This is a genomic window from Psychrobacter sp. TB67 (assembly GCF_000511065.1).
Lineage (GTDB): Bacteria > Pseudomonadota > Gammaproteobacteria > Pseudomonadales > Moraxellaceae > Psychrobacter > Psychrobacter okhotskensis.
Genome location: NZ_AYYA01000025.1, coordinates 1 through 11065, shown reverse-complemented (window position 1 = coordinate 11065; position 11065 = coordinate 1). Strand labels below are relative to the sequence as shown.

The following is an 11065-nucleotide window of genomic DNA, read 5'->3' as shown; positions in this document are numbered from 1 at the left end:
TACGGGTTACACAGTCTTAACCATTACTCTTTTTTATATTTAATACCCATTGCAACAACACTGACACCATCTCACTATGAGATGGTGTGGTGTTATTGGTTTAAGGAAAATAAACATGCAACGTTACCCAATGACTCCGCAAGGACACGCGGCTTTAGAAGCCGAATTAAAACAGCTAAAAAGTGTCGACCGTCCACGCATCACCGCTTCTATCGCTGAAGCTCGTGAACATGGCGACTTAAAAGAAAATGCTGAATATCATGCTGCTCGTGAACAACAAGGCTTTTGTGAAGCGCGTATCCGTGATATCGAAGCCAAACTTGGCGCTGCGCAAGTGATTGACCCTGCCACGCTACCGAAAGATGGTCGTGTGGTATTCGGTGTGAGCGTGGTTATCGAAAACATGGACACTGAAGAAGAGAAACGCTACCAAATCGTTGGTGACGACGAAGCGGACTTTAAAGCGGGTAAAATCTCGGTCAACTCACCTATCGCTCGTGGTCTTATCGGTAAGTTTGAAGGCGATGAAGCCCGCATAGAAACGCCAAAAGGCGTGGTCGAATACGAAGTGATGAAAGTTATTTACGACTAATATGACAGACTTTTCTGCGCGTTTTTATAAAAAATAAGTGTTATAAAAGCATTTCTCTATAACAGTTACACAATGTCACTTTTATAGTCAATTTGTTTTGACGCATAATCGTTAAAGACTAAAGCGCGAAGCACAGTTTTTATGTACTTCGACTAAAAATAATGACGGCGCGATAGTTACACTTAACTGTCATCAATACTCAATACCCTCGTTATTTGGCATGCCTTACCGTGTCATTTAACGGGGGTTTTGCTTGTTTAGGCATTATTTTTTGCTGCTTTTTATTTTCTGCAACTGCCACATTTACTGTTATTTTTGAGGAGTCTATTATGACCACGAAATTTTGTACACCAACAGCAATAACCCCTACCGTATCGGCACTACTAGCAGGCATAGTACTTGCTGCATCTTCAGCCCATGCCGCACCTGAAATCGCTATTAGCTCATCTGCTGGCGGTAGCACCACTGTGGTCGAGCAATACTCTGATGGCAAAACAGCCACTATTACTGCCACACCGAACGGTATCACGATGCAAGATGGTATGCCTTATGCGGTGACTCAAGTAACGACTGTGCCACGCTACGTGGTCCGTCAAGCTGGTAGTAACGGTATAAACAATACAATCGTTACTCAAGGTAGCACCACGGTTACGAGCGTACCTGTGACTAACCAAGTCACCAATCAAACCAGCAAGGTTGATGTCATAGCCGTGCCGACGACTAGCGTGACGCAAGTATCGCCTGTGACGACGGCTACCCAATTGCCAGTCATCAATACGCCAACGACAACCGTAGTAACGAACCAACCTGCAACGACGCAAATAGTATCTACGTCTTTAGATACCTTGCAGCTAACCCCGACCTTTAGCACGCCTGATGTGGTGAATGCACAAACCAAAGTGATGAAAATATTAAAAAACAAAGATGGTCGTGAAATGGCCGTACCAGCCAATCATATCGCCCCCGGTGACGTCATCGAATACCACACTACTTATACCAACACCACGGCACAACCCGTCACTGACATCAATGCGATGGTGTCATTACCAAATGGCGTGCAGCTAGTGTCATTAAACAGCCCACTCCCAACGCTTGCGACAACAGGCGGCGACAGTTATCAGGCTATCCAACAAGTTGGCAATACTGTAGTCATCACGGAAAATTACTCTGGACTCAAATGGAACTTGGTAGATCTTCCTGCTAACGCACCGCAAACGGTTGTTATACGTGCGAAGGTTCAGTAAAAATTAGATTTGAAAGTTTATATTTGAAAATATTGTTATTTAATAAATCTTAAAATTAGTAAAAGGTCTTGCCGGCTAATTTCTTAGTCAGCAAGACCTTTTTGATGAGTGTACCTTATTCCTTAACAACCAACCTTTTGCTATAGTGCTATTAACTCAAAACAAATATCCGGTCATTATTTCCATGTATAAATTTACTCCTCTCTATTCATTGGTTTTTATTATTTATAGCTGTATTTTGAGTTCTATATCTTGGGCTGAAGCTGCCGAACCAAAATTTGACGCTAGCTTTTATATGTCGAAAATTTGTACTGCCTATATGAGTAAAGACGGTCATGAATATTGCGATGATGGTTATATCCTTAAAAGCGAAACGTTAAATAATGGCGAAGTAATAGAAACTGTGCTTATGGATGGAATAGGTCATTACGGCTGGAACCATATTTCGCTTAAAAAAATCGATAAAGATACTTATCATGTCTATATCGGCTGTGGCAATCCGTGCGGTGCTAACATGCTATTTGGTCGTGGCAGCAAGGAGCAATACTTTGGCCGTTCTTTCACCTTTGACCTAAACAGTCGATGTAGCGTTAGATATAATAATGATAAACAATTATGGACGGCTAGCCGATTTTTTTCAGATAAAGAAATCGATTTTCCTTCGACCTATGACCCTGACGCTTTTGCAGCTTACCCCAAGTACAACGTCGAGTTTGATAAAAAAGGACGTCTCATTGTCAAAGAATACTTCTCAGAAGAAGTGGTTCAAACCTTGCCTAATCCCTGCACCTTTAATTAAAAATCTCATAAATAGCACGACAACAGTTGTCGCATGAAATCAATATTTCTTCAATAATTACAGTGACTTACAAGACAGTTTGCTAAAATAATAGCCAATAAATGAATTGGTAATCTTATGGCCACCATCAATTATGAACGACTACAAGGCAAGCTCAATATTTTAGCGGATGCTGCTAAATATGATGTTTCTTGCTCATCCTCCGCTGGTACGCGCAAAAACCAAGGCGGTGGTCTGGGCGATGCTTCTGCAACTGGTATTTGTCACAGCTATACTGAAGATGGTCGCTGCGTCAGCCTGCTTAAAATCCTCTTAACCAATCACTGTATTTACGACTGTGCTTATTGCACCTCACGTAAAAGTAATGACACCCCGCGCGCGGCTTTTAGCGTCGAGGAAATCGTTGATTTAACCATGCAGTTTTATCGTCGTAACTATATCGAAGGGCTGTTTCTCAGCTCAGGTATTTTCAAAAGTGGTGACTATACGATGGAGCGCTTGGTCGAGGTCGCCAAGATATTGCGTACCCGTGAGCGCTTTAATGGCTATATCCATCTGAAGACTATTCCGGGCGCATCAAAAGAGCTTTTGTTAGAAGCAGGGCTTTATGCTGATCGTTTGAGCGTCAATATCGAAATTCCGACCAAATCTGGCTTGGCTTTACTCGCACCAGAGAAATCGCATGATGAATTAAAAGCGCCAATGGAAACGGTCAAAGAAGAAATTATTACCATCCGCGAGAGCCGTAAAACGCATAAAAAAGCACCGAAATTTGTGCCAGCAGGTCAAACCAGTCAAATGATCGTTGGTGCCAGTAATGAGACCGATTTGCAAGTCATTCAGCTATCGAGTCATTTTTATAAGCAATATGATCTCAAGCGTGTTTACTATTCTGGCTATGTGCCGATGTTATCTGACAGTCGCTTGCCCGCGATTGGGACACCAGTGCCAATGATACGTGAAAACCGCCTTTATCAAGCGGATTGGCTGATGCGTTTTTATGGTTTTGGTGCGCATGAGATCGTAGAGCCAGACTCGCCATTTCTAGACTTGGACTGTGACCCAAAATTGGCTTGGGCAATCCGCCATCGTGAGCATTTTCCGGTCAATATTCAGACAGCGAGCTATGAGATGATTGTACGCATCCCAGGTATTGGTACCAAAACGGCCAAAAAGATAATGAAAGCGCGCAAGTTTAATCAGTTAACGCTTTATCATCTAAAAAAGATGGGCGCAGCGGTTAACCGTGCCAAATACTTTATTGCAACAACGGGTAAGAATGAACATTTAGCGCATTTAACCCGTGATAACTTCCGCCAATATGTACTGGCGCAAACGCAGACCAAGTATAAAGATCAACGTAGTGGTCAATTGGCGCTATTTTAAAAACCATTTAGAACGAGTATTTAGAAAAACTGTCTTTAAAATCAGCCATAACATTTTTAGAGTTATCTTAGGATAGACAATGTCGATACTTGCTCAACACATAACGTATTCTGTCGGTCACTTAATGCCCAGTATTGTGCTTTATGAGCCAAGTTTTGAAGGTTGGCTGAGTGCCGTTTTTTATGTCTATGCTAATAAGTTACAGGACGATGCATCCTTACGGATAATTGCTGAGGATTGTTATGTACCGTCATTAATCTCACAAGCGACAAGTGTTGCCACTGATGAAGACAAAGCCGAACGCGTACTAACCAAGCTGCATAAGCTTTTGGGACGCTCGGGTATGCGCAATATTCTCTGGGGATTTTTATCAGAAAAAGACAATATCGGCACCACTTTATTTCAAGTGGTTAAATATGCCATTGACTACCCTAGCCGCCCTATTATGGAAGATTTGGGTAACCTAAATGTCTTGGAGCTGGTACAAACCGTCAAATCGGTCGGTCGTGAGAAGCATCGTATGGAAGCCTTTGTGCGCTTTGAGCATACCACTGACGACATTTACTTTGCCCGCGTTGAGCCTGACTTTAATGTTTTGCCATTGATTGGTGAGCACTTTCGTCAGCGTTATCAAGACCAGCATTGGGCGATTTATGATTTGACTCGTAATTATGGTATTTATTATGACAAAAGACAAAGCACGCCCAAACGCCCCGCTGCCCTGCAAACGATTACTGACCTTGATGATGCAGTACTGCGTAATCCTGCCAGCATTCATAGTCCTGATGAGCAGCGCTATCAAAGATTTTGGCAGGGTTACTTTACCAACGTCAATATCAAAGAGCGTAAAAACCCGCGTTTGCATAAGCAATATTTGCCGCAGCGCTATTGGAAATACCTAAGCGAAAAACAAGTACTGCCCAATGCTAAGCATCTGCAAAAACGTCGCTAAGGTAGTCATACGTTTTTGACCCAATAAGAGTGTCTATTACTTATTTGCTAAACGACTCAAAAACCAAACGCCTCTTTTACGCTTCATGGTTGAGTTTTTTGCGCTTTTAACTGACAATAGCAGTTTAATATTTTAACCGGTGACCCACGCTATTATGAAAGTTATGCGCTTACTGTCGTCTTTAAAGCATGATGAATCCGAGCGCGGTATTTTTCATCTTGGGCGCGCACTGGTCAAAAATGGCCATACCTCTATCATTGTCTCTAGCGCGGACTATGACAATGATTTGGTAAAACGCTTAGAGCGTGACGGCAACCTCTATCATCAGCTGTATATGAATAAAAAGTCTTGGCTATCCCTGCTCCAAGTCAGCGCCTTACGACGCCTCATCGAGAAGTATAATCCTGACGTCATTCATGTGCACTCGCGTACGCCTGCGTGGATATTACATTTGGCACTACGCCGCGCGCGCGTCAAACGTCCGCCAAAGCTAGTGTCGACCATGTATGGCTTTTATCCCATCAATAAATACTCACAGGCGTTGCTCGATGTCGATACCATTATCACAGTGTCAGATAGTGTCACCAACTATCTAAAAAAAGGACTGCGCCGCGAAGACGTCGATCCCAAAGTCATTAAGCGTATCTACCGCGGTATCGATACCCGTCGCTATCCTTATCGCCACAATCCGTCTGTCTATTGGCTGCGGCATACCTTTGCCGAATATCCTGAGCTTGAGCATAAAAAGTGGCTGGTGTTTCCGACCGTAATCGGTAACGAATACGGGCAAGAATGGCTCATCGATATATTGGGCAATCTGCAAGAACAATTTCCTAATATCCACGCCATTATTATGGACGATGACTTTAAAGATGGTGATGTCGCCCACGAAGACTTTCGTCAGCGCACCAATACCTTGGGACTTGCTGAGCGCATCACTTACGTCGGCAGCAAACGCAATGATATGCGTGAATGGTTGTCAGCGGCCAATATTGTTATGGCGCTTGCCAATGAGCCCGAATCAATTGGTATCAATGCGCTGCAAGCCATTCATTTAGGGACGCCTGTGATTGGCTGGGATCAGGCAGCATTTAGTGAAATTCTACAGCCGCTCTACCCGCAAGGCTTGGTAAAAAAATACAATGCCAATGCCTTGTGTAAAGCGGTTAGGAACCAGCTAGAAAGCGTAACGCGTCCAGAGATGACCAATCAATTTACCATGCGCGAGATGATCGAAGAAACGCTTGCCGTCTATCAAGGCTTATATGATCAATCGCTAGTAGAAGAGCAAGCGGCAGCTGATGCGGCAGCGGTACGAAGAATTAAAAAGAGCCTAAAGAAGTCTGCTAAGCTTACCCTTGCACCCACGCACAAAAATACTGGGTCGATTTATATCAAGCCTGAGCGTATTAATACTAATGGCAAGGCAAAGCTACTCAAAAAAGAGGATAAAACGGGTCATATAGCAAAGTCTACTGAGGAAGATCTCAAGCTCTAAATAAACCTCCAAATTCACTGTACAAAACCTCATCGAATGACGTCAACAGCCTTCTGTTTATCCTTTATTATCGTCAAATATAGAAACCTCTCCTGATACGCAGTGGTATTTCATTACCTAAACTCGACATATTTTGTCCCCCTTCTATAGCAAATCCTTAACCTGTCATTATTCCTTCATTATTTGCCAATACAATGATATTTCTGGTATTTTAATGACTATATACCTTGAAAAACCCTTTGCGTGTCATCAGGTAGTGGGAGTAAGAAAGACATGGTTCTAGGCGGCGGCCACATTACTATTATTACTCAACCTCAGCCGTCAAGTAATAACACTACAATGACAGCGCTATTAAAATGCTAGAGTCATTGTAGATGTTTTGGCACTCTTTTTACGAATCTGAAAACTATAAAATGACTGACAACCATAAGAACAATCCACGCGCTTTATGATAAAAAATAGAGTAATTTGCCACACAATCAAAAATGGATCTTAATCCAAGGACATTTTAAACTAAAGGACATAACTATGAGCGAATATCAAGTTAGCAACCCATCTACAGGTGAAATTGAAGCCACTTATCCTACAGCGACTGAGCAAGATATCCAGAATGCCATTGAGCAAGCGGATAATGCGTATCAGGACTGGCAAAAAACGTCGCTTAGCGAACGTAGTGTTATATTAAATAAAGTCGCTGACCTCTATATTGAGCGCCAAGACGAGCTAGCACGTATCGTTGCCAACGAAATGGGCAAGCCTGTCGCACAAGCCAAAGGTGAAATCCAGCTAGTTGCCGAAATTTATCGTTATTACGCAGACAACGCAGCGCAGCTATTAGCACCAAATAAGATTGATGTTGCAGAAGGTTCAGCCTCGGTAGAAAAACTACCAGTTGGTGTGTTACTTGGCATCATGCCATGGAACTATCCACATTATCAGGTAGCACGTTTTGTCGCACCGAACTTTATGGCAGGTAATACGGTCATTCTAAAACATGCACCACAATGCCCTAATACGGCAGAAGTCATCGCTGAGATGCTGACAGAAGCAGGCTTGCCTAATGGCGTGTATAACAATGTTTTTGCTACTAACGATCAAGCAGCAACGATTATTGAAGACACTAGAGTTCAAGGTATTTCTTTGACAGGCTCTGAACGTGCAGGACAAGCGGTTGCAAAAATAGCAGGCGGCGCACTTAAAAAAGTCGTTTTAGAACTTGGCGGCTCTGATGCCTTTATCGTTGCAGCAGATGCTGACATCGAACAAGCCGTACAAGGTGCGATCACAGGTCGTTTCGGTAACACTGGCCAGGCTTGTAATGCTGCTAAGCGTTTAATTATCGTCGAAAGCGTTTACGACCAGTTTGTTAAAGGCTTTACTGACGCCGTACGTGGCATGAGCCTAGCTGATCCACAAAGTGAAGATACTTTCATTGGTCCGATGTCTTCGAAGGCCGCAGCAACCAACTTGCAAGAGCAGTTAGACAATGCTGTTAAAGCTGGTGCAACCGTTCTAGTCGAAGGCGGCATAGTCAAAGACAAGCCCGGTGCTTGGTTTGCACCTGCTGTATTGACAGACGTCAATGATTCAATGGATGTTTATAGTCAAGAGTTGTTCGGTCCTGTCGCCGTTATCTACAAAGCGGATGACATTGCACATGCTATCAAAATTGCTAATGATGTGCCTTTTGGTTTGGGTGCTTCTATCCAAACTCAAGATGCCGCATTGGCAGCAGAGATTGCTGAGCAATTAGAAGTGGGTATGGTAACTATTAATGCTCCTTCTGGTACCGAAGCCAACACCCCATTCGGTGGCGTTAAACGCTCAGGATTTGGTCGCGAGCTAGGTACTCTTGGTATTACAGAATTTCTAAACTACAAGTTGATCCGCGATAAATCGTAATCAATAGCGTATTTTTTAGATAAACAAAAAGCCTAACATTAGATGTTAGGCTTTTTTATGCATGATCATTGATAAAAAAATCTTATCGTTTAGGTGGGTTATCTTTTAGCCACAACTGGTTAACAATTTTTAATTCACGTAGCTCTTCTGCCATAATTGACTCACTAATACCCGGATACTTGATCCTTGCATAGCCATATAATGCAATACCTAGCACAGTCCAGCCAAAGAAAATCCACCATTCAATGGGTGTTAGCGCCGATGGCATACCTGGCATATATAACATCAATAAACCAAAACTTAGCGCAATCGTAACCATACCAACGAGCTTACCTGCTGGTATTTTAAATGGACGTACCATATCAGGTTCGCGGTAGCGTAGTACTAGGAATGAGATAGCGACACAGGTATAAGCAATAACGATACCAAAGCCACCGGCATCGACAATCCAAACCAGCATTTTACGACCAAATAATGGGGCTAATGTCGCCAAACCACCGATTAATAGAATGGCATTCGACGGCGTCTTATACTTTGGATGTAGCTTGCCCAAGAAGGCAGGCAACATACGTGCTTTTGACATGGCGTATAGTAGACGACTACCACCGATTAAGAAGGCATTCCAGCTTGATAAAATCCCAAGCACACCGCCAATCACCAGCAAAATTCCTGCCCACTTACCTTGCCATGCATTGGTCATCGCATCAGCAGTAGCAAGGGTTGAGTCCTCTGCTTGTACAAGTGGCAGCGTCGTCCCCACGCTCCAAGCAATACCCACATACCACATCACCGCAACGACGATAGAGATGATCAAAAACTTACCGATATTAGGACGAGTTAGATCGATCTCTTCTGCTGCCTGCGGGATAACGTCAAAACCAACAAACATAAAAGGCACCATGACGATGACCGCCATCATACCGCCGATACCACCAATAAACGCGGGCGCTTGTATCGAATTTGAGCCCTCAGGATTGAACAAGACCGCACCGATAAACAGTAATGTACCGACGAATAAAATGCCCAATACCGCCATTTTTTGAAACCAAGCACTGACTTCCATACCGCGTATATTTAGCCACGTCACAATAATTGAGCCGAGCATCCCGACGCCTACCCAGGTGGCATAGACATCCCAACCAGCGATGGTCCACAGATACCCTTGGTTATAGTTGGGAATGAAATACTCTACGACGGTCGGTAAAGCAACTGCCTCAAAAGCGACCACTGAAAAATAACCGAACAGAATACTCCACGAACAAATAAAGGAGACATTCACCCCTAGTGCTCGGTGCGTATAAGTATGCTCACCGCCCGTAATCGGCATGGAGGCCGCCAGCTCAGCATAAGTCACACCAATCAGTATCACTGCCAAACCGCCAATAAAGAACGCCAGCATCGCGCCCCATGTCCCAGCAGATAAAATCCAGCCTCCTGCCAAGACTACCCAGCCCCAACCGACCATAGCTCCGAATGCTAAGGCAATAATATCTAGCGTCCCTAACGATTTTTTTAATTCAGACATAACTTGCTCCTTGTCTGTGTGTCGTCCGTGTTAACCTTTTATGGCCACACTACTTATGGCCACACTATGTTTTGTTTAGTGGGATAGCACCCATCATAATTATCGGTGTAATGGACAAAATTCATGCTAAAAAGTAGAAGGTAGTCGCTAATGGACATAATTCATGCTATTTGAGTGACTTCGACCCTAAAAAGTCTTTAATAAACCGTAACTTACGGTACTCATTTAACCCATGATGACTGTGCAATTGTCGCTTTAGCTCACTGAATAACCCTTCAAGAGAATTGGTCGTATTTGGTATATCTAAGTGCTCATATTCTCGATAAGTAAACAGCCAGTTACTATTGGTTCGTAGACTACGATAAGCACTTCTAAGACGCTTGTGCGTGTACCACGTTCTACCAGTATCAGTATTGATGCTACGTTCACTAAGATAGGCTTCATGAGTCAAATACCAGTGATCTAAGCGCTTTATGAACGCTGTCTTATCAAGCTGTATTATGTTTAAAGCGAGCTGTCTAAGCTCAATACTGGCGATGTTCTTAGGGCGACGAGTGAGGTAGCGGGTCACTATTTGTACTTGATGAAACTGGCACATTTGACAAGGTATACCGGTAAATAGCGTACGCAGTCCTCGTCTACCATCGCAGGTAATACTTTGTATATCAACGCCTAACGATGCTAGGTGATCAATCCCTTGCTTATAAGCACTATTAGTTTCATGACTGACTATCGCGTAATAAAGAACGGTTTTAGTGGTGTTATCCATAAAGACCATTAAACCAAACTTGCGACCAAAGTAAGTGGTGTCCATGATGATATTAGCAGTCTTTGGTCGTTTAACCTGATACTCGATACTGACTTTATCTAAGCGTCTTTGAATGGTTTTAAGACTACAGTGGTATTTATCAGCCAGTTGTTGGTAAGTCTGTTTACCTTGGGTATATTCAGTCCAAAGTGTTTGGTTATTGAGTCTGTTGCCACCTAAAAACTGCCGTCTGCAAGCTAGGCATTGATACTGCTGTTTGCCAAGCTTACGTCCATTCTTCTTGGTGTGTTTATCACTACAAAAAGGGCAGTTTTTTGATTCATGGCGTTCATTCCTTGCAAATATAGACAGTATATAGCGTTAGACCCTATGACAGCATGAATAATGTCCATTACACC

The 11065-nt window shown here is 43.2% G+C and carries 9 protein-coding genes; 7 read left to right on the top strand and 2 right to left on the bottom strand.

The genetic code is table 11. The features are described from left to right. Nucleotides 1-115 precede the first annotated feature (115 nt). The 7 genes from greA (at nucleotide 116) to W293_RS0103170 (ending at nucleotide 8373) form a co-directional block, all read left to right on the top strand. A complete protein-coding gene (gene greA / locus W293_RS0103200) occupies nucleotides 116-592 on the top strand; it encodes a transcription elongation factor GreA (protein WP_025651057.1) in 477 nt (158 codons plus the stop codon). Between the two features lie 329 nt (nucleotides 593-921). Next, complete coding sequence (locus W293_RS0103195) at nucleotides 922-1836, top strand: hypothetical protein (RefSeq protein ID WP_025651056.1); 915 nt, start codon at nucleotides 922-924, stop codon at nucleotides 1834-1836. 184 nt (nucleotides 1837-2020) lie between these two features. Then, nucleotides 2021-2635 carry a hypothetical protein gene (locus W293_RS0103190; protein ID WP_025668829.1) on the top strand — a complete coding sequence of 205 codons (615 nt, stop codon included), beginning with the start codon at nucleotides 2021-2023 and terminating at the stop codon, nucleotides 2633-2635. 117 nt (nucleotides 2636-2752) lie between these two features. Continuing rightward, entirely contained in the window at nucleotides 2753-4021 is a 1269-nt protein-coding gene (locus tag W293_RS0103185; RefSeq protein WP_025651054.1) for a putative DNA modification/repair radical SAM protein, read from the top strand. Between the two features lie 79 nt (nucleotides 4022-4100). Further along, nucleotides 4101-4973, top strand: a complete 873-nt coding sequence (locus tag W293_RS0103180; protein WP_025651053.1) for a TIGR03915 family putative DNA repair protein — start codon at nucleotides 4101-4103, stop codon at nucleotides 4971-4973. 154 nt (nucleotides 4974-5127) lie between these two features. Further along, on the top strand, nucleotides 5128-6471 hold the full coding sequence (locus W293_RS0103175; RefSeq protein ID WP_025651052.1) for a glycosyltransferase: 1344 nt from the start codon (nucleotides 5128-5130) through the stop codon (nucleotides 6469-6471). A gap of 528 nt (nucleotides 6472-6999) precedes the next feature. Beyond that, complete coding sequence (locus tag W293_RS0103170; protein WP_025651051.1) at nucleotides 7000-8373, top strand: NAD-dependent succinate-semialdehyde dehydrogenase; 1374 nt, start codon at nucleotides 7000-7002, stop codon at nucleotides 8371-8373. Between the two features lie 82 nt (nucleotides 8374-8455). Here the strand turns inward: W293_RS0103170 and W293_RS0103165 are convergent, their stop codons facing one another. Beyond that, complete coding sequence (locus tag W293_RS0103165) at nucleotides 8456-9898, bottom strand: APC family permease (protein WP_025651050.1); 1443 nt, start codon at nucleotides 9896-9898, stop codon at nucleotides 8456-8458. Between the two features lie 166 nt (nucleotides 9899-10064). Beyond that, on the bottom strand, nucleotides 10065-10712 hold the full coding sequence (locus tag W293_RS0103160) for a hypothetical protein (RefSeq protein ID WP_025650738.1): 648 nt from the start codon (nucleotides 10710-10712) through the stop codon (nucleotides 10065-10067). Nucleotides 10713-11065: the final 353 nt, after the last annotated feature.

Excerpts from the sequence above, each read along its gene's own strand:
- greA (WP_025651057.1), top strand. The coding sequence starts at position 116 with ATGCAACGTTACCCAATGACTCCGCAAGGACACGCGGCTTTAGAAGCC.
- W293_RS0103195 (WP_025651056.1), top strand. The coding sequence starts at position 922 with ATGACCACGAAATTTTGTACACCAACAGCAATAACCCCTACCGTATCG.
- W293_RS0103190 (WP_025668829.1), top strand. The coding sequence starts at position 2,021 with ATGTATAAATTTACTCCTCTCTATTCATTGGTTTTTATTATTTATAGC.
- W293_RS0103185 (WP_025651054.1), top strand. The coding sequence starts at position 2,753 with ATGGCCACCATCAATTATGAACGACTACAAGGCAAGCTCAATATTTTA.
- W293_RS0103180 (WP_025651053.1), top strand. The coding sequence starts at position 4,101 with ATGTCGATACTTGCTCAACACATAACGTATTCTGTCGGTCACTTAATG.
- W293_RS0103175 (WP_025651052.1), top strand. The coding sequence starts at position 5,128 with ATGAAAGTTATGCGCTTACTGTCGTCTTTAAAGCATGATGAATCCGAG.
- W293_RS0103170 (WP_025651051.1), top strand. The coding sequence starts at position 7,000 with ATGAGCGAATATCAAGTTAGCAACCCATCTACAGGTGAAATTGAAGCC.
- W293_RS0103165 (WP_025651050.1), bottom strand. The coding sequence starts at position 9,898 with ATGTCTGAATTAAAAAAATCGTTAGGGACGCTAGATATTATTGCCTTA.
- W293_RS0103160 (WP_025650738.1), bottom strand. The coding sequence starts at position 10,712 with ATGGACACCACTTACTTTGGTCGCAAGTTTGGTTTAATGGTCTTTATG.